Origin of the sequence: Pectinatus frisingensis, from assembly GCF_015732285.1 — a bacterium.
Lineage (GTDB): Bacteria > Bacillota > Negativicutes > Selenomonadales > Selenomonadaceae > Pectinatus > Pectinatus frisingensis.
In genome coordinates this window covers 124,135-148,118 of record NZ_WIQU01000046.1, presented here as the reverse complement: position 1 = coordinate 148,118, position 23,984 = coordinate 124,135, and the positions used below count along the sequence as shown (strand labels likewise).

Below are 23,984 nucleotides of genomic sequence, written 5' to 3'. Positions count from 1 at the left end.
TGATGTCACCTTAATATTTTATTTATTGCCGCAGCGAAGCCGCTGTCACATATTGCTATTGCGGCACGCTCACTTTTACCGACACTATTTCCAAGTAGTTCCTTATCCACAGTTGTAAAAATCAACGGCACCGCATGTTTTCCGGCAATTTTATTATAAATTTCCCTGGTTTTTTCTGCAGAGCTTTCCGCCACGAGTATGAGTACTGCCTCATTTCGTTCCACTGCTTTACTGACAGCCATTTCTCCAGAAGCTATCTTACCAGCCCGTGCAGCCATACTCAGCAGATTAACCAATTTTTGTTGAATTTTATCCACCTGCTTCTCCAAAATCTGCCCTCAGTTTCTCATATATCTTTTTATCAAGTGAACATTTGAATGATTTTTCCAGTCTGCGGCCCTTTATTGCTGCCTCCAAACATTCCCGTTTTGGACAGATATATGCGCCCCTGCCTGATTTTTTCCCTGTTTTATCTATTGAAAATTCACCTTCAGGGCTTTTCACTACTCTTATCATTTCACGTTTATTACGAACCGTCTGGCAGCCGACGCACATTCGCTGCGGTATTTTCTTTCCTGCGGTCATGGTTACCCTCCCCTGTTAATCAACGGAAAACGATTTTTCGCTGGTTACCGGTACTACTTCCATTCCATCAGCAAGATCGTTTTGTTCTGCCTGTGTTTCACTTTTTATATCTATTTTCCAGCCAGTCAGTTTTGCAGCCAGTCGGGCATTTTGCCCTTCTTTGCCAATCGCCAATGACAGCTGATAATCCGGCACTATGACCTTAGAAATCTTGGCATCTTCCTTCACCGCTACTGAAACCACTTTGGCCGGACTTAATGAATTGGCTATGTATTTGGCCGGATCCTGATTCCATTTTACTATATCAATTTTTTCACCATGCAGTTCGTCAACTACAGCCTGTACCCTGAGACCTCTTTGTCCAACACAGGAACCGACCGGATCTATATTTTCATCTTTGGAATAGACAGCTATCTTCGAGCGCATTCCCGGTTCCCGGGCTACTGATTTGATTTCTACCGAACCATCACTTATTTCAGGAACTTCTAACTCAAAAAGGCGCTTTAACAATCCGGGATGGGTACGCGATAAAAGTATCTGCGGGCCTTTAGTGGTCTTTTTTACTTCAACTATATATAATTTCAATCTTTCGTTTGGTGTATAGTTTTCGGTGGATATCTGCTCCGCCGGTGTCAATAGTGCTTCAGTGCGGCCAAGGTCAATTATTACATTTTTACCTTCCATTCGCTGCACAACACCAGTCAAGATGTCATTGGCCCGTTCAGAATATTCTTCAAAAATATTATTGCGTTCAGCTTCCCGGATTCGCTGTACTACGACCTGCTTGGCTGTTTGTGCCGCAATACGACCGAAATTAGCTGGTTTTATTACTTCTTCAATTACATCCCCGACTGCATAATCAGGATGAATTTTTTGTGCATCAGCCAAAGAAATTTCTGTGACATCATTTTTTACTTCATCAACAACATTTTTCACCACGTATATGTTAAATTCACCTGTAGTGCGATCAAGTGCTACCCTTACGTTTTGTGCCGAATTAAAATTTTTCTTGTACGCAGAAATAAGTGCCGCTTCAATTGCGTCAAACAACACTTCCAATGATATTCCTTTTTCCTTGCCGACTTCACGAAAGGCATCTAAAAAGCCTTTATTTTTGGTAGCCAAATTAATATCCTCCTAAAATCCAAATTTAAAAATCTATATGCAAACGGACTGATGCCAATTGTGTCCGTAAAATTGACAATGCATCATTCAACGTTATTGTCTTATCATCAAATGAGGTAAGTTTACCGGTAAATTCCTTCTTGCCGTTAAGCGGTGCATAAGTCACAACATCAACATCTTTACCCATTTCCCGTGCAAAATCACGATCTTTTCTTAACAAACGATCCAATCCCGGCGAAGATACTTCTAAAATATAACTGTCTTTTATTAAACCGACTTTCTCGATAGCTTCATCAAGAAAACGACTTACTTTTTGACAATCATCCAAATCAATGCCACCCTGTTTATCAATAAAAACCCTCAGGTACCAATTTTTTTCCTTGATATAATCCAAATCAACAAATTCGTATTCCGTATCTGCCAGTAAATTCTGTACCAGTTTTTCTGCTTCAGTTTCTATTCGTCCGCTCATTTGCCCCTCCTAAAATGTGATACTGCTTATAATACTAAAGAGTGGGTTTGCACCCACTCTTTAAAATACACGCTTAAATTGGTATATATATTATACCATCAAATGTAAAAAATGTAAACTGATATAAACCATTAATATCACAAATTTTAAACTTTTTAATCACCTTACATTGTCGATCACTTTTTATTATAATGTTTTTTACGCAAAATATTAAGTTTTTTTAAAACAGCGGGCTCAATTCGGTCAGCTATTTCACTGCGCCGCGAATAATCTGCTGTATTTCCATCATTTACTACATAACTGTTACGAAGTTTTTTCTTAGTATTTTTAATTGTCCGTCCTAATTCCTTGACCGTTACACGATAGGCTCCGGCACCTAAAATAGCACTTTGCTCCGCACCGTCCGAAGTCACGACAAATACTTCCCGGCCTTCACGTACCGATCGATATGCCAAACGCTCAATATAACTGTCTGCCGTTTCTTTTTTCTTGGTATAAACTATTTCAAAATGCTCATTCAATTGCTCATAAGATTGCGCTGATTTTGTATATAAGGCATCGAATACAAGAGTTACATCATATTTTTCATAGGCACCATATTCTAATAAAATATGAATCAATTTGTCGCGGGCATGTTCCAAATCATTACTGGAACCTAACAGTTCCGGCCAGCAGTTTATGACATTATAACCATCGACAATCAATTGGGCCCGCATTTTGATGATCATACCAATCCGGCCTCCTTTACAGCATGCGCTGTTTCAGCGCTTCATACATGAGGATGGCTGCCGCATTAGATGCATTCAGTGAATTTATCTTTCCATACATTGGAATTTTTACCAGAAAATCGCAGGATTGACGCACTAACTGTCCAATACCCTTACCTTCACTGCCGATGACGATAGCCAATGCCCCTTTGAAATTGGCATCATAATAAAAAGTTTCGGCAGAAGCATCAGCTCCGGCGATCCAAAAACCAGCTTCTTTCAATTCTATCAGAGTCTGGGCAATATTATTGACGCGGATCACGGGTACATATTCTATTGCACCGGCCGATACTTTTGCCACTGTAGAAGAAAGAGGGCAGCTGCGACGCTTAGGGATTATCACTGCATGAACACCAGCTGCATCAGCAGTACGTAAGACTGCACCGAGATTATGCGGATCTTCTATTTCATCCAGGATTAGGAAAAACGGTGTTTCCTTCTTTTGTTTAATATCTTCCAATACATCTTCCAGCAAAGCATAGTCAACCGGCGGTGTATAAGCCAGTATCCCCTGATTATGGCTGGTACCACCAAGTTCATTAATTTTATTTTGGCTTACTGTATGTACAATAACCTTTTTTTGTCTGGCCAATCCTATTATTTCCTGAATTGATCCGCCATGGGCATTCTCCGCCACCAGCAGTTTATTTATCGGTCGATCATTTTTTAATGCTTCCCGTACAGCATTGCGGCCTGTTAAAATATCCGGTGATATTTCCTGTGCCTGTGCTGCAGGATCTTTTACCTGCTTTTGGGACTTAAATGGAGCCGTCTTGTTTTTATTTAATTTTCCCATATCTTTTTTATATTTTTTTTTGCCGCCGGTGAATGTCTGGGACATTTTATTTTTCTTCTGTTCCGTTTTTGCGAATTTTTTCTTATTACCTGTCATTTTTTCTCCCAATCAGCCATTTATTCTTAATTATTTTCACGCAATTTTATCATCTCATCAAACATACCGCATGTCATATCGCCTTCCGGACACACCCCTGTCGCTACACAAGAAGCACCTGCATTCTTAAACAACAGCGGTGCAACGCTTTTTACTTCTTTGAGCATCATATAAGCCATTGCCCTTATTTCCCACTGAGCCCGCTGACAACAACGCAATGAGAAAAAGTGCAGCAACGAGCGGGTATTGAAGGTGGCTAATATCTTGGTTTCAGTTGCATTACTCAAAACATAGCGGGCATCTTCCTTAGGAATTTTCAAGCCGGTCAATATATCATATGTCTTACGTACCTCTTGCATCATTTTTTCAAATTGCTGCCTGGCCTGTTCATTTCCAGCAATCGACGGCGGTGTTATATATTCAAAATCGTGTTCAGCTACGTAACGTTGTGATTGCTGTGAATAAGAAGCAATCCGATGGCGCACCAGCTGATGTGTAAGTACACGTGAAACCCCTTCAATAGCAAAGGTAAAACTAGCATGTTCTAACGTAGAAGCATGACCCATCTTAACAATTTTCCTGACAAGCTTTTCCACTTGGTCATCCGTCATTTTTTCTTCTAATTTTTCTGCCCCCACCGATGAATAGCACAATCGAGCTGCCATTGCCACAGTACGTTCCGGTTCCGGTGTATAGTCTATAAGCTTTACTTTCATAAAAAACCTCCATTCATCAAAGGCAGCCATCGTTTACCGACAACGGCTGCCTTTATTATAGCATCAATTTATACTTTACAAATAAAATTTTACTAAACCTTTCTAACACGGATAAATATGCTGTTTTAAATCTGCATATCATTCATGAGAAAATTTGTCTTTCAAAATAACATCATGGGCACCGCCTTCAACAATACTTGTTGAGGATACCAGTGTCAATTTTGCTTTTGTTTGGAATTCCTTGATATTCAAAGCTCCACAGTTGCACATCGTCGAGCGTAATTTACTTAAAGTCAAATCAACATTATCTTTCAGAGAGCCGGCATATGGTACATATGAATCAACGCCTTCCTCAAATGACAGTTTCTTATCGCCACCCATATCATAACGCTGCCAGTTGCGGGCCCGATTGGAACCTTCGCCCCAATATTCTTTATAATACGTTCCATTTATCCGCACCTTGTTAGTCGGGCTTTCATCAAACCGCGAGAAATATCTTCCCAGCATCATAAAATCCGCTCCCATTGCCAAGGCCATACCCATATGATAATCATGGACAATACCACCGTCAGAACAAATCGGTATATAGACACCGGTTTCCTTATAGTATTCGTCACGGGCGTGGGCAACGTCAATTACCGCTGTTGCCTGTCCGCGTCCAATCCCCTTTGTTTCACGTGTGATACAGATTGAACCGCCACCAATACCCACTTTAACAAAATCAGCACCGGCATCAGCTAAAAAGCGAAATCCTTCTGCATCAACGACATTACCGGCCCCAACTTTAACATCTTCACCGAAATGTTCATGAATGTATTGCAAAGTTATCTTTTGCCATTCACTAAATCCCTCGGAGGAATCAATACACAGCACATCCGCACCGGCCTTTAACAATGCCGGTACACGTTCCGCATAATCCCTGGTATTTATCCCCGCACCGACAAGATATCTCTTTTTATCATCAATGAGTTCATTTTTATTTTCCTTGTTGTCAGTATAGTCCTTACGAAAGACCATATAGCGCAAACGTTGATTTTTATCCACGAGCGGCAGCATATTCAATTTGTTGTCCCAGATCATATCATTGGCAGAGGACAGCGTCGTTGTTTCGGCATTGGCATAGACAAGTTTATCAAACGGTGTCATAAATTCCGCAGCTTTTGTATTCATAGGCATCCGGGTTATGCGATAATCACGACTGGTAACTATCCCTACCAGCTTTCCATTAGCCGTACCGTCTTCAGTAACAGCCATTGTCGAATGTCCCGTTTCATCTTTTAGTTCCAATATTTCTCCCAGTGACGTAGTGGGCTTAATATTGGAATCACTGCTTACGAAACCAGACTTATAATTTTTTACCCGGCTTACCATCCCGGCCTGTTTTACTATTGACTGCGAACCATAAATAAATGATACGCCGCCTTCCTTTGCCAGAGCAATAGCCATTGCATCGTCAGATACAGCCTGCATGATTGCCGAAGTCATTGGAATATTCAGGCTCAGCTTTACCTTTTCTCCCTTTTTGAATTTCACCAATGGTGTCTTCAAAGAAACATTAGCCGGAATACACTTATCAGATGAGTAACCGGGAACTAATAAATATTCGCCAAAAGTGTGCGCTGGTTCCTTAAAAAAATATGCCACGTTACATTCTCCTTTTACCTAAATTTGATTAGTATAAATAATAGTACCTTTATTTATATCTTGTCAACACATTATAGTAAAAAACTGCCGTGTGAACAACAGCAGTTTTGTAATCGGAGCCAATTTTTCTTACAGCTGTACGCTATAAGAATTTCTATCTCCTGCGTCATTATATTTTTGTATTATTTCTGCATATATAATCACTTTTTGATAAATTTATGTGCTGGCAGTAAAGTTTTCTGTTGCATAAGCAATACTTGCTGAGCAAAAACCTTTTCGATAAAGATATTGCATGTATTTACCGGTATCCTGCTTTTTAGTGAAATGTATTTTTAATGCCCGGCAGGCTGCTTTTTTTTCGTATTCAGCCAAGTCACCGTCCAGGCAATCGGCTATCACGTCAGACGAAAAACCCCTTGAACGCAGTTTATATTTAATTTCCAAAACACTGTAACGGCCTGCCACGATATAAACCCGGCTCATACTCTTGCACAAAGCCGCATCATTCAAATAACCTTTCTGCAATAATTTCCCCAAAGCAGCATCAATTTCTGCTTTTTCATAACCACAGCGATGCAGCTTGTCACGCAGACATTTTACAGAATAGTCATGCACTGATAAATAGTCCACTGCTTTCACCAGCGCCGATTTATTACTTTTTACTGTCATCCGCTGCCGCCTTGGCCGTTGTTTCAGCTACCTTTCCCTGTACATTTTTTCCTGCTGTTTCCGATTCTGCCGGCTGCATTACTTTTGCCCTTATCTTATCTTCTATTTCCTGACACATTTGCGGATTTTCCTTCAGGAACAGCTTGGCATTTTCCTTGCCTTGTCCCAGCCTTGTTCCTTCATACGAGTACCACGTACCGCTTTTATCAACAATCTCCAGATTGGTTCCCAGGTCAATGACATTACCCTCACGCGAAATTCCCTCGCCATACATAATGTCAAATTCAGCCTGTTTGAACGGCGGTGCTACTTTATTCTTCACAACTTTGATGCGGGTGCGATTTCCGACTATGTCATTGCCTTGTTTTATTGTGTCGATCTTACGTACATCAAGGCGAATAGTTGCATAAAACTTTAAGGCGCGTCCGCCGGTAGTTGTTTCCGGGCTGCCAAACATTACCCCGACCTTTTCACGTATCTGGTTGATAAATATTGCTGTCGTACGTGATTTACTAATGTAACCGGTCAGCTTACGCATCGCCTGTGACATCAATCGCGCCTGCAGACCAACATGTGAATCACCCATTTCACCTTCAATTTCAGCCTTTGGTACTAATGCGGCTACCGAATCGATGACAACCACATCAATTGCCCCGCTGCGCACTAAGGCATCGGCAATATCCAAAGCTTGTTCACCATTATCAGGTTGCGATATAAGCAGCTCATCTATATCAACACCTAATCTTTTTGCATAAACAGGATCCAGCGCATGTTCAGCATCAATAAATGCCGCTGTGCCACCTGTTTTTTGCGCTTCAGCTATAATATGCAGCGCTACAGTTGTCTTACCGGATGACTCTGGTCCATATATTTCAACAATCCTGCCACGCGGTACGCCTCCGACACCAAGTGCCAGATCAAGTGCCAGGTTACCTGTATGAATAACTTCAATATTCATGTTCACGGCGGCTTCCCCCAGCTTCATAATCGCACCCTTGCCAAAATCACGTTCGATTTGTTTCAGCGCATTTTCTAAAGCTTTTTCCTTGTCCAAGCCTTGATTTTTTTCCATAAATTACCCTACCAGCCTTTCTCTTCTATAGATTGATTATACCTGAGTTAAACTATAAAAGCAATATAAAATAAAGAAAAGTGAATTCAGCCATAAATAATTCTTAACACGAAGTCAGTCCACCATCTACACTCCAAACTGCACCTGTAACAAAGGAAGCCTTTTCTGATGCCAGAAAATAAATAACATCGGCCGCTTCCTGTGCCGTGCCGATCCGTCCCAATGGATACAGTTCAGCCGCAGCTTTGGCTGCGGCCTCATTTCCGGCAAACTGTGCCCGCGTCAGCGGTGTATCAATATCTCCTGGGCATACACAATTCACCCTGATTTTAAAGCCGGCCAATTCTAAAGCTAAAGCTTTACTGAATACAGTTACCGCTCCTTTTGCCGCACAGTACAATGTGCAAAAATAGTTGCCGTTGATGCCGGCATCAGATGATATATTGACAATAGCCGGGTTTTGTCTGCTTTTTTTTAATAGTGGCAGCACATATTTACACATAAAATATGTGCCTTTTATATTAATGCCCATCATTTCATTAAAATCAGCTTCCCCTACCTCGTCAATCGGTTTTTCCTGATACATGCCTGCTGAATTGATCAGAATATCCACTTGTATAAAATTTTTTTCTATCTGTCTCACAGCTTCCCGGCATTGTCCGCATTCTTTTACATCAGCTGCTATAAAATGGTATTGGGCAGTAAATTTTTTTAATGCGGCGGCAGCCATTTCATATTTTTCCTGTGAACGTCCTATAGCTATTACTCTATCCCCATTTTCCAGATACAATCTTGCTGTCGCCAATCCTATGCCGGAGGTGCCGCCTGTTATAATTACAGTTTTCATATAATACTCCTAAAAAAATACGGAGCCTGAGATATCTCAGGCTCCGTAGATAATCGGTAAATTAATTTACAGCATCTTTCAATGCCTTACCTGCTTTAAATACAGGATTCTTCGATTCAGGGATTTCGATTGCAGCCCCGGTTTGAGGATTACGACCTTTACGGGCAGCGCGAGTTCTTACTTCAAAAGTACCAAAGCCAATCACCTGTACTTTATCACCTTTTACTAAAGTATCTTGTACACTGGTAAAAATAGCATTAACTGCCTTTTCTGCGTCTTTTTTTGTCAAACCAGCCTGTTCTGCAACACTGGCCACTAATTCGGATTTATTCACTGATATAACCTCCTTTTGATTTTATCACGATACTTTCAATTCGCTATAACTTGCCTGTTTCCTTTTTTTATCTGCAAAATTTATAAAAATTTTATATTTTCATCACAAAAAAACTGCTTTTTCCGCATTTTATCCACTAAATTTAAATCGCACACTTACAATTTTTTAGCTGTATTCCAAAAATCATCTAATTGATCCAGAGAAAAACTTTTCCAATCTCCGCCACTTTTTTTTACCTGTTTTTCCACATAGGAAAAACGTTGACGAAATTTTTTACTACTGGTCAATAGCGCCATTTCCGCATCCACCTGCAAAAAGCGTGATAAATTCACCACAGTAAACAAAACATCCCCCAATTCTTCTTCGACAGCCGACTTATCGCTGCCGGCTGCTGCCTGCTGCAGCTCTTTTATTTCTTCGGCCAGCTTTTCCCATACCGGTTTAATATCCGGCCAATCAAACCCAACCTTAGATGCTTTATTTTGCAGTTTATATGCGCTCATAAGGGAAGGCAGATCTTTTGGTATCCCGTCCAGCACTGATTTTCTATATTGCTTCTCCTGTCGTTTGATAGCTTCCCAATTCATTAAAACCTCGCCGGCATCTTTCACTGTGACATCACCGAAGACATGCGGATGACGACGAACCAATTTGGCCGTGACTCCATCAACAACGTCCTGCATGCTAAACAAGCCTGTTTCTTCCGCCATCCGGGCATGAAACACCACCTGCATCAATAAATCACCCAATTCTTCACATAAAAGTGTCGGATCATTCATATCAATAGCCTCTATTACCTCATATACCTCTTCAACCAGATTACGGCGCAGCGATTTATGCGTCTGAACTATATCCCACGGGCAGCCGCCCGGTTCCCGCAATCTTTTTATAATGTCCATTAATGGTGTCAATGTAAAACTTTTCTGCCCAGTCGATTGTTTTGGCACATATAAACTTGTCAGGTAATCAATTTCTTTATGCCGGTCAATTTCATAAAGCGGCATGCGTTCTATTTTTTCATCTGCCAATCCCAGTCGATGCAGTAATATTACTTCATAATCATCCGGCAGGCTGTCCATCAAAGTCAGCTTTACCTCCGATGCCGTATGCGCATCATACAATTGCGTTACAACAGTTCCTACCGACGTGTCAAACGGCTGCTGTCCCAAAGCCAGTGCATCAGTCACCAGCATTCCATTTATCGGGTCAACTTCCAATCGTGCATATAATAACTCCAGAAAACTCATACCCGGATAAATCTTGATATTTATATTTTTTTTAGCGGCCATCGCACGAATGAGTGTAACGGTTTCTTCTGCGACTAATGGACTGCCAGGCACTGCGTAAACCACTTCTTCTCCTGCTGCTGCACAATTAACCACTGACTCGCTTATCTTTGCATATACAGCATCAAATGATTCCTGCTGCTCATACATGCAGTCATACGATATAAAATTGATTTTGGCTTCTTCGATAGCTCTGACTGCAGGATGATACTTTGTCCGTAAGCGCAGCGGTTTAGCTGATGACAATAAATTCCACGCTTCTTTTGTTATCAAGCCGCCGTCTGATGGTCCCAGACCAATTATATTTATGCTTCCCATTTTTTCTCCTTCTTTATGCGGCTATTCCAGCCATTCTCTTGAGTGTACGAATAATAATAGCCAGTGGATTATCCAATGTTTTTTGAGTCAATTTAAGCTGCACACAATTGTGTTCGTTCTGAAACTTTATCAGCCCGCCCAAGTATTTACGCATGAGCAGCAAATTTTCAGCCTTTATTTTATGGTCAGGCAGCAAAGTAAATTCGACCCGATCATTTTTTTCTACTATCGATTTTATTCCCATATCACGAGCCAGATTTTTTATACCGGCAATCTGCAATAAATTAGCAACAGGCAGTGTCAGTTTCCCAAAGCGATCTTCCATGTCTTCTTTCAGATTAAGCAGCTGAGTATCATTGCGCAAAGCAGCAATTCTTTGATATATTTCCATCTTGTGCATAGCATCATCTATATATTCACCATCAATATAAGCATCAACTTTTATTTCAATCAGCGGTTCCTCTTGTATTTCTATATTTTTACCGCTGCCCAGCTGTGCAACGGCTTCTTCCAATAAGCGGCAGTACATTTCAAAACCGACACTGGCAACATGTCCATGCTGCTGAGCTCCAAGTAAATTACCGGCACCGCGTATTTCTAAATCCCGCATAGCTATCTTAAAACCTGACCCCAGTTCAGCAAAATCCTTTATGGCCTGCAGACGTTTTTCGGCAGTTTCAGTAAGTACCTTATCCCTTTGATAAACAAAATAAGCAAATGCCATATTTTTAGAGCGTCCCACCCGGCCGCGCATTTGATATAGCTGTGATAAACCAAACCTGTCAGCATCGTAAATAATTATAGTATTAGCATTAGCTATATCCAGTCCATTTTCAATAATACTGGTAGCCAACAATACATCATACTTTCCCTCGTAAAAATCCATCATCGCTTTTTCCAGCAGTATTTCAGACATCTGCCCGTGAGCTACTTTGATTCTGGCTTCAGGCAGCATATCTGTCAGTTTTAAATACATTTTGTCAATACTTTCGACACGATTATAAATAAAATATACCTGACCGCCGCGCCGCATTTCCCGCCGGATCGCATCACTGATAATTGTATCGTTATTTTCTATGACATAAGTTTGTATGGAAAATCTTTCTTTTGGCGGCGTCTCTATCACACTCATATCCCGTGCGCCGACCAAAGACATATGCAATGTGCGGGGTATAGGTGTGGCACTGAGCGTCAAAACGTCAATATTTTTACTCATTTTTTTGATTTTTTCTTTTTGTTTGACACCAAATCTTTGTTCTTCATCAACTATCAAAAGGCCTAAATTACTAAATTTAACTTTTTTACTATTCAAAATACTATGTGTTCCGATAAGTATATCAATTTGTCCGGCAGCTAATTTTTCCAAAGTATTTTTTTGTTCTTTAGGAGTTCTGAACCGGCAGATTACATCGACTGTTGGCAAAAAGCCTTCAAATCTGGCGCTGAAGGTTTGAAAATGCTGCTGTGCCAATACTGTTGTCGGTACCAATACTGCCACCTGCTTACCATCCATAGCTGCTTTAAAAGCTGCCCGCATGGCCACTTCGGTCTTACCAAAACCGACATCACCGCATAATAGCCGATCCATCACTTTTTCTTGCTCCATATCAGCTTTTATTTCTTTAACAGCAGCAAGCTGATCCGGTGTTTCTTCATAGGGAAAGGCTTCCTCAAATTCTTGCTGCCACGGTGTGTCCGGTGGAAAAGCATACCCTTTGCTGCTTTTTCTTGACGCATAAAGTTCAACAAGTTCCTTGGCAATTCTTTCAACTGAGGCTTTTGCCTTTGCTTTAGCTTTATTCCACGCTATACCATCCATTTTGCTGAGATGCGGTACATCACCTTCACTGCCGATATATTTCTGCAGCAAATGCACCTGATCAATTGGCACAAATAATTTATCGTCGCCGCCGTATTTTATATTAAGGTAATCCCGATGTATCCCATTAACGGTAATTGTTTTTACCCCAAGATATTTACCAATACCATGGTTAATATGCACAACATAATCACCAACATTGATATCGCGGAAATGAGTTATTTTTTCTCCCTTATTGGCCGGGCGGGCTATTGAACGTTTTTTCTGACGCCCCATTATATCTTTTTCCGTTATGATCACTGTATGTGCGTTAGGGAATTCAAATCCATTAGATAAACTGCCCGTCACAATACATACTAATCCCTTAGTTAATTTTCCTGAGCGTGAAAAATTAGCCGGAATTTTGTGCTGATTTAATATGTCATGCATATATTCGGCTTTTTGCTCGTCATCCATTACAATTATTATGTCATTTTTATCTTCCAGCCAATTATTTAATTCATCGCACAACAGCTTGATCTGCTTTTGAAACGGAGCAACTGCTTTTACTGTCATGCTTATCATTTCATCCGGTTCAGCCGCCGGTATTTTTTGCAGCATTAATGAATAATACAATATATTATTTTTACTGGCTGCAGCCACTATCTCGTCCCAGGAAAAAATTTCATCTTTTATTTCCGGTGTTTCCCGAACCATAGCACTGATATCCTCACGAATCCGCAATGGTTCATCAATCAATACGACAGAATTTTTTGGCAAGTATGACAAAAATATTGCCTTTTCATTTGATTCACCGGTCGGTGCTAACGGCATTATCGTCACTGTACTGATATTTTTTATGGAACGTTGTGACTCTAAACTAAAAACCCGGATCGATTCTATTGTATTATCAAAAAATTCTATACGAAATGGTTCCGCAGCGTTAATTGGAAATACATCGATAATACCGCCGCGCTGACTAAACTGCCCCATATGCTCCACCTGTTCGATGGATTCATAGCCTAATTTGACTAAATTTTGCAGCAAATCTTCCCGTTCTATTTCGGCCCCAATTTTTACCTGCAAACTATATTTGTCAAAATCAGCTTTCGATAAATTTTTTTGCACTGTCGAGACCGCATTAGCAATAACTACCAGTGGATCTTCCTGATGAGTCAGGCGGCCCAATATCTCCATGCGTTTTCCTGTGAGCTCCATGCTCTTTGCCGTAGCCGAAACACTTACCACGTCAAGTGCCGGCAATTCAACAATTTTATCATTGGGCAAAAGTCCCGCCAAATCATCCAGCCAGCTTTCAACAGCTTCATTACTGCTACAGATGATAACTGTCATTTTCGGTTTTTGCAAATAACAATCCGCAGCTATCACATGCTTTTGAGTGCCAGATATCCCATATATATAACTTTGCCCTTTATCCCGGCCATAAGAGCTCAATATTTTTTTCACTGTCGGGTCAGTTGAAATTTTATCAAAAATGATGTTCATAATCGTCTCCCCTTGCCCAAACCAAAAGGGGACTACCAAAATATATTCCTGATAGTCCCTGGGCGCATGGTTTTTATTATAATGTGCTAAATAAATATCGTCAAGTAAACTTTATGCGCTGTAGACAATTTTCTGTCTATATAAATTATTTTGCTAAATTCGGTAAAAAATATATTTCACCGGTAAAATGTGTTAAAATGTATTTTTATAGTTTGTTTTTTATATTTGTTTTTATCATCCAATTTTGGCTCAGCTAATTTTCCGTAATTATTACAAATTTGAGGCCGTACCATGAAAAAATTCATAGCATTTGCTTTCATCATTTTATATTTTACATTGGTTTGCATCTTTTTAACAGAAAAAACTGATGTACTCGCACTAAAAAATATTCCTTGGAATATCCAATTTAAAAACGCTGCTATTATCAGCTGGCAGCGATTCCCCTATCCTTGTTATTATGAAATTGATATATTTGCCAAAAATCCCGACAGCCTTACCGATGATTCACCTTACCATCTGCTAAAGAGAGATTTTTCCTTTGATAACGAATACAAACTTCCTCCTGCGGTCACACCCGTATACTATCAAATTAAGGCTCATGGTATGTTCGGCATGATTGGTACACCTTCACCACTGACCGGTAATCCTCGTTTCACTGCCAATCCTCTCAAGCCAATACTGCTCACTGACTACACACAAAAAAGTCCTGCCAGCCAGCGGCCCTTTTTAACCTGGCATACCGTTCCCAACGCAGTTTCATACGAATTGGAAATATTATCCGGACTGCCGGATAATCCCAATGGAACAAAACTTTCCACCAGTAATCATCTATACAGCACGCACGAAATTTTTACGCATGGCTGCCAAGTTGATCTTTCACCATATTCGGATTCACCCAAGCTTTATTGGCGAATACGGGCACTTGATGTCCACGGCAACCCTATTGGCATATTTTCTGATGCCCGTCAAATATATGTTGACAAGCATGCTTCTTCCCCACAAAAGCCACTGATTGATTCATATGATACTCTTCCAGACGCACAGGTACCGCTCTATCCGGTATATCACTGGATTCCCTTGCTCAATGTCAAACGTTACGAAGTGGAAATACTTGATCATCCACCGGCAGCACAAAATACCACCAGTCCTTCTAGAAATCGTCTGGAGGCACTTACCGTTTACAATCTTTTCAGCTGTTATGATCCCAAGCCTTATATTAAACCTGGTACATATTATTGGCGTGTCAGGGGCATTGATGATGCCGACAACACCATCGGGACCTGGTCCGATACACAGGAAATGCATATATTACCACCAGCCGAACGCAGTGTCGATGTTGCTACTTTTGGCGACAGCATCACACACGGCGGCGGCAATATATCGTATTCACCGGCCAATATCGAATACAGCTATCAAACTTATCTGGACTTTCCTACAATAAATCTCGGCAGGAGCGGTGACACATCACACACATCACTGGAACGTTTTGACCATGATGTCCTTCCTTTTAAACCGCGTAATCTGCTAATACTGTGCGGTTCAAACAGCCTGCGCGATGAAAGCATCTCTGCGCAGATGATAATTGATGATCTTGCCGCTATTCGCATCAAATGTGAACAAAATAATATCCGTCCGGTTTTCATGACTCTGCCGCCGCTTAATCCGGCCAATATACAGTCTACATTCAATGTCACCACTGATCCTGCCTGGTGGGAAAAACAGCAGCAGGTCAATATGTACATCCGTACATTACCCTATTATATCGATCTGACGCCTTACCTTACTGATTCATCCGGACAATTATCTGAAAAATATTCCCCGGATGGCCTTCATCCTGATTTACTCGGTAAACAAATAATGGGAACAGTAGTAAATCAGCACAAAAACTTATTTATTTGGTCTGAATCGACTCCTTAGCAGTTTCTTGCCATAAAAGCCGCTGACTATGTGCCATCATTGGCAAAATTAGTCAGCGGCTTTATTTTTAACCCAGATTTTCCAGTTCCTGAGCCGCTCCCATAGCAGCAATTATTCCATGTTCAAAAGTAAGTGCTCCCTGCATGTAAACACTATATGGTTCACGCATCGGTCCATCAGCACTTAGTTCAATAGAAGCTCCCTGTACAAATGTTCCTGCTGCCATTATCACCTGATCAGCATATCCCGGCATATCCCAGGGTTCAGGTGTAGCAAATGAATCCACCGGTGAATATTTTTGTATACCGCGACAAAAAGCAATTAATTTTTCTTTGGTTTTCAATTCTATTGCCTGAATTATATCACCACGCTTATCATTTGGCCGCGGTGTCGTAATATAACCAAGGCGGGCAAAAAATGCTGCGGCAAAAACAGCACTTTTCACTGCTTGAGCCACTACATGCGGAGCTAGAAAAAAGCCTTGGAATAACAGTCGATTATTGGCAAGTGACGCCCCGAGTTCTCCACCCATACCAGGTGACGTCAATCGATATGAAGCCAAATCTACCAAATCTTCTCGTCCGACAATATATCCACCGGTAGGAGCAATACCACCACCCGGGTTTTTTATCAAAGATCCTCCCATGATATCGGCACCGACTTCAGTTGGTTCTTTGGTTTCAATGAATTCTCCATAACAATTATCAACAAAACAAATACAATCCGGTTTTATACTTTTAACAAAATCACATATCGCTCCAATTTCATCCACCGTGAGTGTCGGCCGCATGCTATAACCACGTGATCGCTGTATTAAAACCAATTTAGTTTTTGCATTGATGCAGCGCTTCACCGAATCATAATCGACATGTCCGTCTTTGGTAAGCTCGGCCTGGCGATATCCTATATTAAATTCTTTCAAAGACCCTGCCGCGGCTTTTTCATAACCAATAACGGTGCGCATAGTATCATAAGGTGCGCCCATGACTGCCGCCATTTCATCACCAGGCCGCAAAATACCAAACAACACAGTTGACAACGTATGAGTACCAGAGACAAAATGAGTCCGAACAAGCGCTTTTTCGGTTTTAAATACAGCCGCATACAGTTCTTCCAACTTACCGCGTCCGATATCATCATAAGCATACCCGGTCGATGTATTAAAATGTGCATCCGATACTTTCACCTGACGCATAGCATTTAATATTTTCAAGGTGTTGTGCTGCGCTGTATTATCCGGCCCCGCAAAGTACTTTTCACATTCCTGCAGCGCAGTATTTTTAGCCTGGATTATTTTTTCAGAAAACATATTTTCTCCTTTATCAACATTACTATAGCAATTTAACTTTACACCCCATAGAAAAAGCCCCTATCCTGCTGGATAAGGGCTCAAGCTAAACGTAAGAGCGCGTATATTAGTTAGCACGCTGAACTTTGCTGCTGGTGCGCAGGCAACGAGTGCAAACGTTGATGCGTTTTACTTCGCCATCCACTACTGCACGCACACGTTGAATATTAGGTTTCCATTTGCGTTTAGTTTTCAAATGAGAATGGCTGACATTCATACCTGCCATTTCACCTTTACCACAAATTTCACAAACACTTGCCATCTATAATACGCCTCCTTAATTATCACAAGTTAGTCAAAACACAGTAAAAATAATATATCATAAATTCAATAAAAAAGCAATATTTATTTATCGTTTTGCATACACACCAATGGTCAATTCATTTAAAATCGGCCAATATTTTTGTGAAAAATATCGGCAAACGGCCGCTGCGATAACAGACAAAACGACTGTGCCCAAATAGAATGCTATACTGTTATAAGCCGTCATTACCATATTCAATTTAACCATAACAGCTGCCAGCAAGGCAATAAAAACCGGATGGCACAAATAGGCAAAATATGAATGACGTCCCAATAGAGAAAAAGCCTTTTCTAATAGCCGCGGTAACTTACAATTATAAAACTCACTAAACAAAAATATACTGGCCCCGATCGTATAAAACACTCCTGCCGGTGACAATTGATGGGCCGTGTTAATAGCCTCCAAAACAGTATAATTTTCTATGAACAGACAGTAGTAATAATATGCCAGCAGACCTAATAATGACACAAAGAAAAATGCTGCGATCGACAGGCGATAATGTTTCATAAATATTTTAAAATCATCGTAATGGACTGCCAGATAACCGCCCAAAACAAATATGAATATATAATGCATTACCCAATAATTCAGTCGGTAAACCAATAAATCCCGCAGTACCGGATTGGCAATTCCATATGGATTCATAACAAAACTTGAATAATAGTCAAATGCTATCTGCAGCACCAGCAGCACTGTCAAATTAATACAGCTGCTATGTTTCACCATGTATTCCCACAGTGGCATAAGCAGATAAAACCAGATCAGTATCACCATAAAATACAATTGATAACAAGCCGTGCCAAAAAACAGCATACTGAGCAGCTGTAGTGGATTGAGAAGGGAAAAAGCATGGTAACGCCAAACATAAAATACCACATACAGCAATGACCATGCCACATAAGGAACGATGACCGTCCTGGCACGCTTTTTCATAAAATTTTTATAGTTAAGTGACTTGTTTATATCCAGGTTATAAAAAAGTCCAAATGCTGAAATGAAAAAAAATATCGGCACGGAAAATCTTGTAAAAATTTCAAAAACTGCCACCAAATGGATATTTGCAGCTGCATTTACAATATACTGTGATCCTACATGAATACCAATAACTCCCAGCATAGATATGCCGCGCATATACTCGATGGCATTTATCCGCGGTTTTTTTAAAGCTCCGGCTTTATCCATTACGGCTTATTTACCTTCTGCAGCGAGTCGTCCAATCAAAGTCTGCACCAATAATACCTGCGGTACAACTGTATCAAGCTGCAGCCTTTCCTGTGGTGTGTGAATATCAATATTAGTCGGGCCAATCGATATGATATCTATCACATTGTTTTTATCAGCAAAATAATTGCATTCAAGCCCGCCATGAATAAATTCGACTTTCATTGGACGGCCATTTTGTTCGGTAAATACCTGTCCGGCCAATTTTACCAGCTTACTGTCAGGATCGCCGTTCCAAGCCGGAGAAGTGGGTGAAAGCACCGCTTTAAAGCCGCTGCATTCCGCTGATAACCGCTGTGCCGTTTTAATAAAAGCAAGTGATGCGTTAGTAGCGCTTCTTGATAATATATGAACTGTTATCTTGTCATCCGCAATGTTCATACGCCCGATATTTGATGATAATTTGGGCAGCTGCGTTGTTTTTTCCGACATAGCGTACACGCCGCTGTGTACCATGCACAAAAGTGCGATAAGCGCCTCGGTAGATTTGCCATCAATTACCCTATCAGGCAGTTCCGTCTGTTCAAAAACAAATACGGCATTTTTTTCTGTTGCCCCATATATTTCCTGAAATCCTTGTTTCATCTGTGACAAAGTCTGCTCAATTGCCGGTCTGTCTGCCGCATCGCAGACTATTTTTACCGATGCCTGTGCAGCTATTGCATTATCGGCTGTACCACCGTTCATATCAGCCAAAGAAAATTGAATATTTTTTTCCATCAGGTTTTCCAAAATAAAGCCCAATATTTTTATTGCGTTACAGCGATTCCGCCCGATTTCTGTACCGGAATGACCACCCAAAAGATGCTTTATGCCAATATGCAGTGCGCAATTTCCCTGCGGTTTATTCCATACGACCTGCTTTTCCATCGCAATCCGCACATTACCGGCACTACCCACCGTAACCATATCGTAATCTTCCGAATCACAATTGATCAGATATTTAACATTGTCTAAATATTTTTTATCCAAGCCGCGCGCCCCGGTCATCGATTGTTCCTCATCAACGGTGAAAATAACCCTCAGCGGTCCATGCACAAAATCCTGTGCCAAAACATATAGTATGATGGCAATTCCCATACCGTCATCAGCTCCAAGGCTTGTTCCTGCCGCTGATAAAAACTTCCCATCATTATGTATCTTTATTGAATCGTGCAGTGGATCATAATCAACGCCGGCCTCAGCTATACATACCATATCCATGTGCCCTTGCAGCAGTATGAGTGGTTTATGCTCAAAACCTGCAGCGGCCTTTTTATCTGCAATAATATTATTATACTCATCTTGAATCACTTTAAGCCCCATGCGGCGCAGCCGCGCAGCCAAATAGTCACTCACCTGTTTTTCATGACCTGATGGCCGGGGAATTTTCGCCAAACCTTCAAATTCAGTCAAAACTGATTTTAATATAACATTTTTATCCACTTAAAATGCCTCCTAATAAATGCTATAACTTATATCCTAACAAATTAAATATAAAAAAACAACGAATTTGCGATAAAAAAAGGATATTAAAAAATTTTATTGAATCTTATTCATTATAGTAATTTACTATTATTGCAAAATATTTATCAATAAAAATTATATTTTGTTGAAGGATTTTTGTAAAAAAGAGAGAATTAAACCTATCTGATTCATTAAATTTCAATATACGGGTGAACATGATGTTTGATAATACTGTTTATAACGACTTTGTGGAAAAAGTCGCTGCTTCATCCGACATCTTGAAAGTAATAGCCTCCTATGTTCCGCTAAAAAAACGCGGTCATAATTATTGGGGTTGTTGTCCCTTCCATAGAGAAAATACTCCGTCATTTTCCGTAGTGCCGGATGAAGGTTTTTTTTATTGCTTTGGTTGCCATAAGGGAGGTAATGTATTTAAGTTCTTATCATTGATTGAAAATATCTCTTATGGTGATGCCATAAAGCTTCAGGCTGAACGTCTCAATATCCCCATTCCTCACAAGAAACGGTCTGAGGCAGACTTGAAACGAGAAACAGAATTGAATAGTTTATATCAGCTTCACGATATGGCACAAACATTTTTCCATAATTGTCTGACAAAAACTAATTATGGCAAAGCAGGTCTGATTTATCTGAAAAACCGCGGTATTGATAATGCAGTTATTGAAAAATTCCATTTGGGATTTGCACCTCCCGGATGGGATAAATTGTCTACAGCCTTCATTAAGCGTGGCATCAGCGAATCCCTGCTGCTGAAAATCGGACTTATCGGGAAAAAAAAATCTGGCGGCTACTATGACCGCTTCCGCGAACGCGTTATAATCCCGATTAAAGATGAAAAGAGCAGGACTGTTGGTTTTGGCGGACGTGTCATCGGTGCTGAAGAACCAAAATATCTCAACTCACCTGAAACACTATTATTCAACAAACGCCAGCTGCTGTTTGGACTTAATGAAGCCAAACGGGCCATTCGCGAACAGGATTATGCTATCATCGTAGAAGGTTACATGGATGCTATTTCGCTATCGAGCCATGGAATAAACAATGTCGTTGCTTCACTCGGCACAGCTTTTACTGCTGAGCAATGCAAAAAAATCGCACGGTATTCACCGAATATTTATTTTTGCTATGATAGTGATTCTGCCGGTCAGACGGCAACTATCCGGGCATTATCAATAGCCCGGGCGCACAATGCCAATGCCAGGGTAATTCATATTCCAGATGGAAAAGATCCTGATGAATTTATCCGTAAACATGATCCTGCCGCTTTTAAAAAACTCATAGCTAATTCTTTGAATTTTATTGATTTTCATTTGCATTATATTATGCAGACGACAGATTGCACTACCTTGGAAGGTAAGGTCAAGGCAGTCTCTTTCATACTGCCGATTCTGGCTTCTGTCGATAACCTGGTTGAATCAAATGGCTACATAATAAAAATCTCCCAGGAATTAGGCATAAATGAAACAGATATGCGCAATGAACTGCAAAAATACCGGCACAGTAAGAATCGCTTTGAGCCGGCTGCAGCAGTGTCGGGTCGTCAATTTGCCAATAAAACTGATGATGCCGCCACTAAAGCCGAACGCTATGTGATCAACAAAATCTGGCATGAGCCGGGCTTGCTTGATTATGTTTTGGCTGCAGTGCCGGCAGAGGAATTTCATGATACCGCCCATCGCACCATATTGTTGTTCATGGACAACCAAATTAAACAGAATCACATAATGAATAATGTTACTGCCTCAGAAAATCTAAGTGACGAAGCCTATGCAGAATTATCACGCTGTATAGTAGAACAAAAAAACGATGCTGAATCTAATTTATTAGATGATTATTTAAAATCAATTCATCTGTCATTTTTAAAAAAAAGTTATCTTAAGCACAGTTTAAAAGCTGATGAACTGGAACGTAAGGGTGATGACAGATTTCAGCAGGAACTTATCGAAATTCAGCGAATTAGAAAAGAAATGGATGGAGCTAATTGAGTGCTATACGAATCATTCTATATCTTATAATATCGGAGAGGAGGCAGGTAAATGCAATCAGCAACTAAACATACATCTACCGCTATCTCGCAAAGTGCCGACTTCATAAAAGACCTACTTTCCAAGGGAAAGAAAAAAGGCGGCGTACTAACATATGGCGAAGTAATGGAAGCCTTGCAGAATATTGATCTTTCACCTGAGGAAATAGATGAATTATATGAAAAATTTACTAAAAAAGGCATTGATATCGTCGATGAAGGTTCAAATGAAAAATTATCCGGCAAAACGGATAATATCGAAGTAAAAGATTCAGATGACAAAAGTGATGACGATGTTGATCTAAGCATACCGGAAGGTGTCAATATCGACGACCCGGTTCGTATGTATCTAAAAGAAATCGGCAGAGTTCCTTTGCTTAATGCCAATGAAGAAATAGCCCTGGCCAAGCAGATGGAACAAGGTGATATGAATGCGCAAAAACGTCTGGCAGAAGCCAATCTCCGTCTCGTTGTCAGTATCGCCAAACGCTATGTCGGCCGCGGCATGTTGTTTTTGGATCTGATCCAGGAGGGCAATCTAGGTCTTATTAAGGCTGTTGAAAAATTTGACTACAACAAAGGTTATAAGTTCAGCACCTACGCCACATGGTGGATTCGGCAGGCCATTACCCGTGCCATAGCCGATCAGGCACGTACCATCCGCATCCCGGTCCATATGGTCGAAACCATCAACAAACTCATTCGTGTTTCCCGGCAGTTACTGCAGTCCCTGGGACGCGATCCGACTCCGGAAGAAATTGCCAAAGAAATGGATGTAACAGTAGAACGTGTACGTGAAATTATGAAAATCGCTCAGGAGCCTGTTTCTTTGGAAACCCCTATAGGTGAAGAAGAAGACTCGCATTTAGGTGATTTTATTGAAGATCATGATGCACCGGCACCAGCTGAAGCAGCATCTTTCGTTCTGCTCAAAGAACAGCTTGAAGATGTCCTCAAGACACTTACTCCGCGGGAAGAAAAAGTTCTGCGGCTGCGGTTCGGCCTTGATGACGGAAGAGCCAGGACACTTGAAGAAGTGGGTCAAAGTTTTGGTGTCACCCGGGAACGTATTCGGCAAATCGAAGCCAAGGCACTAAGAAAATTGCGTCATCCAAGCCGCAGTAAAAAATTAAAAGATTTCCTCGAATAAAGGAGTATTTGCGTGAAAATTTTAGCACGTCAGCTTGTAATTGACATGTACGACTGTAAACCTGAAAAATTAAATGATATCAGTCTGCTGTCAGCTGCTCTAAAAAATGCGCTTGATGATAACGATTTCCACCCTTTACAAACCGAAATTAAAAACCTTAAGGGAAATCATTCGATGATTTTTCTACCTTTATCAGAAGGTCACCTGATAGTCCATGTTTATCCACTTTTAAAATATTGCGCTGTCGATTTATTTATCTGCGAACAAAATATTCTTTCAGAAAAAGCTATTTTATCGTTGCGCAAAGTCATAAAACCAGATAAAATAAAAATAACGTATCTGTGTCGTGGTGATTTTGGTACTATTTCCGATATGCGTCCTCATACAAAGGTGAAAATTACAACTCTGCGACGTATTCATAATACAGGTGTACGAGTTATCCATCTTTTACCGGGTCGCAATTTCGTTAAAAAATTACGCCGCAAAAATAAGGGCAATAAAAAATAGAAGCAGCTGTGGAATA

22 protein-coding genes are annotated in these 23,984 nt (G+C 40.6%); 4 read left to right on the top strand and 18 right to left on the bottom strand.

Going from position 1 to position 23,984, the window contains the following annotated elements; all coding sequences use genetic code 11:
- Nucleotides 1–5 precede the first annotated feature (5 nt).
- The 14 genes from I6751_RS08965 to mfd form a co-directional block, all read right to left on the bottom strand.
- Nucleotides 6–317, bottom strand: a complete 312-nt coding sequence (locus tag I6751_RS08965; protein WP_182186287.1) for a L7Ae/L30e/S12e/Gadd45 family ribosomal protein — start codon at nucleotides 315–317, stop codon at nucleotides 6–8.
- Complete coding sequence (gene rnpM, locus I6751_RS08960) at nucleotides 310–585, bottom strand: RNase P modulator RnpM (protein WP_196591646.1); 276 nt, start codon at nucleotides 583–585, stop codon at nucleotides 310–312. Before rnpM ends, I6751_RS08965 begins: the two co-directional genes overlap by 8 nt.
- 15 nt (nucleotides 586–600) lie before the next feature.
- Nucleotides 601–1,710: a transcription termination factor NusA gene (gene nusA / locus I6751_RS08955; protein ID WP_182186290.1), complete on the bottom strand. Its 1,110-nt coding sequence runs from the start codon at nucleotides 1,708–1,710 to the stop codon at nucleotides 601–603.
- Between the two features lie 25 nt (nucleotides 1,711–1,735).
- The gene (locus I6751_RS08950) at nucleotides 1,736–2,182 is read right to left on the bottom strand and encodes a ribosome maturation factor RimP (RefSeq protein ID WP_182186292.1); all 447 of its coding nucleotides are present in this window, start codon (nucleotides 2,180–2,182) and stop codon (nucleotides 1,736–1,738) included.
- A gap of 176 nt (nucleotides 2,183–2,358) precedes the next feature.
- Entirely contained in the window at nucleotides 2,359–2,910 is a 552-nt protein-coding gene (locus tag I6751_RS08945) for an NYN domain-containing protein (protein WP_196591645.1), read from the bottom strand.
- A 16-nt stretch (nucleotides 2,911–2,926) separates the two neighbouring features.
- A complete protein-coding gene (gene rlmB, locus I6751_RS08940; RefSeq protein WP_231037944.1) occupies nucleotides 2,927–3,841 on the bottom strand; it encodes a 23S rRNA (guanosine(2251)-2'-O)-methyltransferase RlmB in 915 nt (304 codons plus the stop codon).
- Between the two features lie 26 nt (nucleotides 3,842–3,867).
- Nucleotides 3,868–4,557 (bottom strand): FAD-dependent thymidylate synthase, encoded by a 690-nt coding sequence (gene thyX, locus I6751_RS08935; protein WP_196591644.1) that lies wholly within the window; start codon nucleotides 4,555–4,557, stop codon nucleotides 3,868–3,870.
- A 138-nt stretch (nucleotides 4,558–4,695) separates the two neighbouring features.
- A complete protein-coding gene (locus I6751_RS08930) occupies nucleotides 4,696–6,201 on the bottom strand; it encodes an IMP dehydrogenase (RefSeq protein ID WP_196591643.1) in 1,506 nt (501 codons plus the stop codon).
- A gap of 216 nt (nucleotides 6,202–6,417) precedes the next feature.
- Nucleotides 6,418–6,870, bottom strand: coding sequence for a regulatory protein RecX (locus tag I6751_RS08925; RefSeq protein WP_196591642.1), 453 nt, complete (start codon nucleotides 6,868–6,870; stop codon nucleotides 6,418–6,420).
- The gene (recA, locus tag I6751_RS08920; protein WP_196591641.1) at nucleotides 6,854–7,942 is read right to left on the bottom strand and encodes a recombinase RecA; all 1,089 of its coding nucleotides are present in this window, start codon (nucleotides 7,940–7,942) and stop codon (nucleotides 6,854–6,856) included. The genes I6751_RS08925 and recA overlap by 17 nt, the downstream gene beginning before the upstream one ends.
- 103 nt (nucleotides 7,943–8,045) lie before the next feature.
- Complete coding sequence (locus I6751_RS08915) at nucleotides 8,046–8,789, bottom strand: SDR family NAD(P)-dependent oxidoreductase (RefSeq protein ID WP_182186302.1); 744 nt, start codon at nucleotides 8,787–8,789, stop codon at nucleotides 8,046–8,048.
- A 61-nt stretch (nucleotides 8,790–8,850) separates the two neighbouring features.
- On the bottom strand, nucleotides 8,851–9,123 hold the full coding sequence (locus tag I6751_RS08910; protein ID WP_182186304.1) for an HU family DNA-binding protein: 273 nt from the start codon (nucleotides 9,121–9,123) through the stop codon (nucleotides 8,851–8,853).
- Between the two features lie 155 nt (nucleotides 9,124–9,278).
- A complete protein-coding gene (gene yabN / locus I6751_RS08905) occupies nucleotides 9,279–10,727 on the bottom strand; it encodes a bifunctional methyltransferase/pyrophosphohydrolase YabN (protein WP_196591640.1) in 1,449 nt (482 codons plus the stop codon).
- A 13-nt stretch (nucleotides 10,728–10,740) separates the two neighbouring features.
- The gene (mfd, locus tag I6751_RS08900; RefSeq protein ID WP_196591639.1) at nucleotides 10,741–14,031 is read right to left on the bottom strand and encodes a transcription-repair coupling factor; all 3,291 of its coding nucleotides are present in this window, start codon (nucleotides 14,029–14,031) and stop codon (nucleotides 10,741–10,743) included.
- 291 nt (nucleotides 14,032–14,322) lie between these two features.
- On the opposite strand from mfd, the gene I6751_RS08895 reads away from it, so the two are divergent.
- Nucleotides 14,323–15,948, top strand: a complete 1,626-nt coding sequence (locus I6751_RS08895) for an SGNH/GDSL hydrolase family protein (RefSeq protein WP_196591638.1) — start codon at nucleotides 14,323–14,325, stop codon at nucleotides 15,946–15,948.
- Nucleotides 15,949–16,015: 67 nt separating this feature from the next.
- Here I6751_RS08895 and I6751_RS08890 read toward each other — a convergent pair whose 3' ends face one another.
- From I6751_RS08890 to pepD, 4 genes are all read right to left on the bottom strand, one after another.
- Nucleotides 16,016–17,257 (bottom strand): methionine gamma-lyase family protein, encoded by a 1,242-nt coding sequence (locus I6751_RS08890; RefSeq protein ID WP_196591637.1) that lies wholly within the window; start codon nucleotides 17,255–17,257, stop codon nucleotides 16,016–16,018.
- Between the two features lie 106 nt (nucleotides 17,258–17,363).
- A complete protein-coding gene (rpmB, locus tag I6751_RS08885; protein WP_182186314.1) occupies nucleotides 17,364–17,558 on the bottom strand; it encodes a 50S ribosomal protein L28 in 195 nt (64 codons plus the stop codon).
- 87 nt (nucleotides 17,559–17,645) lie between these two features.
- Complete coding sequence (locus tag I6751_RS08880; protein WP_196591636.1) at nucleotides 17,646–18,782, bottom strand: acyltransferase; 1,137 nt, start codon at nucleotides 18,780–18,782, stop codon at nucleotides 17,646–17,648.
- 6 nt (nucleotides 18,783–18,788) lie between these two features.
- Nucleotides 18,789–20,246, bottom strand: a complete 1,458-nt coding sequence (pepD, locus tag I6751_RS08875; RefSeq protein WP_196591635.1) for a beta-Ala-His dipeptidase — start codon at nucleotides 20,244–20,246, stop codon at nucleotides 18,789–18,791.
- 236 nt (nucleotides 20,247–20,482) lie between these two features.
- Here pepD and dnaG point away from each other — a divergent pair, with 236 nt between their 5' ends.
- Genes dnaG through I6751_RS08860 form a run of 3 tightly spaced genes read left to right on the top strand, consistent with a single transcriptional unit; the run spans nucleotide 20,483 to nucleotide 23,968 of the window.
- The gene (gene dnaG / locus I6751_RS08870) at nucleotides 20,483–22,273 is read left to right on the top strand and encodes a DNA primase (protein WP_330998137.1); all 1,791 of its coding nucleotides are present in this window, start codon (nucleotides 20,483–20,485) and stop codon (nucleotides 22,271–22,273) included.
- Nucleotides 22,274–22,324: 51 nt separating this feature from the next.
- A complete protein-coding gene (rpoD, locus tag I6751_RS08865; protein ID WP_196591634.1) occupies nucleotides 22,325–23,461 on the top strand; it encodes an RNA polymerase sigma factor RpoD in 1,137 nt (378 codons plus the stop codon).
- A gap of 12 nt (nucleotides 23,462–23,473) precedes the next feature.
- Nucleotides 23,474–23,968: an S-adenosylmethionine decarboxylase family protein gene (locus tag I6751_RS08860; RefSeq protein ID WP_182186321.1), complete on the top strand. Its 495-nt coding sequence runs from the start codon at nucleotides 23,474–23,476 to the stop codon at nucleotides 23,966–23,968.
- Nucleotides 23,969–23,984 lie beyond the last annotated feature (16 nt).

Bases quoted from the DNA above. Each gene is read 5' to 3' on its own strand.
- yabN (WP_196591640.1), bottom strand. From the start codon at position 10,727: ATGGGAAGCATAAATATAATTGGTCTGGGACCATCAGACGGCGGCTTG.
- I6751_RS08880 (WP_196591636.1), bottom strand. From the start codon at position 18,782: ATGGATAAAGCCGGAGCTTTAAAAAAACCGCGGATAAATGCCATCGAG.
- I6751_RS08925 (WP_196591642.1), bottom strand. From the start codon at position 6,870: ATGACAGTAAAAAGTAATAAATCGGCGCTGGTGAAAGCAGTGGACTAT.
- I6751_RS08950 (WP_182186292.1), bottom strand. From the start codon at position 2,182: ATGAGCGGACGAATAGAAACTGAAGCAGAAAAACTGGTACAGAATTTA.
- recA (WP_196591641.1), bottom strand. From the start codon at position 7,942: ATGGAAAAAAATCAAGGCTTGGACAAGGAAAAAGCTTTAGAAAATGCG.
- I6751_RS08945 (WP_196591645.1), bottom strand. From the start codon at position 2,910: ATGATCATCAAAATGCGGGCCCAATTGATTGTCGATGGTTATAATGTC.
- thyX (WP_196591644.1), bottom strand. From the start codon at position 4,557: ATGAAAGTAAAGCTTATAGACTATACACCGGAACCGGAACGTACTGTG.
- rpmB (WP_182186314.1), bottom strand. From the start codon at position 17,558: ATGGCAAGTGTTTGTGAAATTTGTGGTAAAGGTGAAATGGCAGGTATG.
- I6751_RS08890 (WP_196591637.1), bottom strand. From the start codon at position 17,257: ATGTTTTCTGAAAAAATAATCCAGGCTAAAAATACTGCGCTGCAGGAA.
- I6751_RS08915 (WP_182186302.1), bottom strand. From the start codon at position 8,789: ATGAAAACTGTAATTATAACAGGCGGCACCTCCGGCATAGGATTGGCG.
- rpoD (WP_196591634.1), top strand. From the start codon at position 22,325: ATGCAATCAGCAACTAAACATACATCTACCGCTATCTCGCAAAGTGCC.
- I6751_RS08895 (WP_196591638.1), top strand. From the start codon at position 14,323: ATGAAAAAATTCATAGCATTTGCTTTCATCATTTTATATTTTACATTG.
- dnaG (WP_330998137.1), top strand. From the start codon at position 20,483: ATGATGTTTGATAATACTGTTTATAACGACTTTGTGGAAAAAGTCGCT.
- mfd (WP_196591639.1), bottom strand. From the start codon at position 14,031: ATGAACATCATTTTTGATAAAATTTCAACTGACCCGACAGTGAAAAAA.
- rnpM (WP_196591646.1), bottom strand. From the start codon at position 585: ATGACCGCAGGAAAGAAAATACCGCAGCGAATGTGCGTCGGCTGCCAG.
- rlmB (WP_231037944.1), bottom strand. From the start codon at position 3,841: ATGACAGGTAATAAGAAAAAATTCGCAAAAACGGAACAGAAGAAAAAT.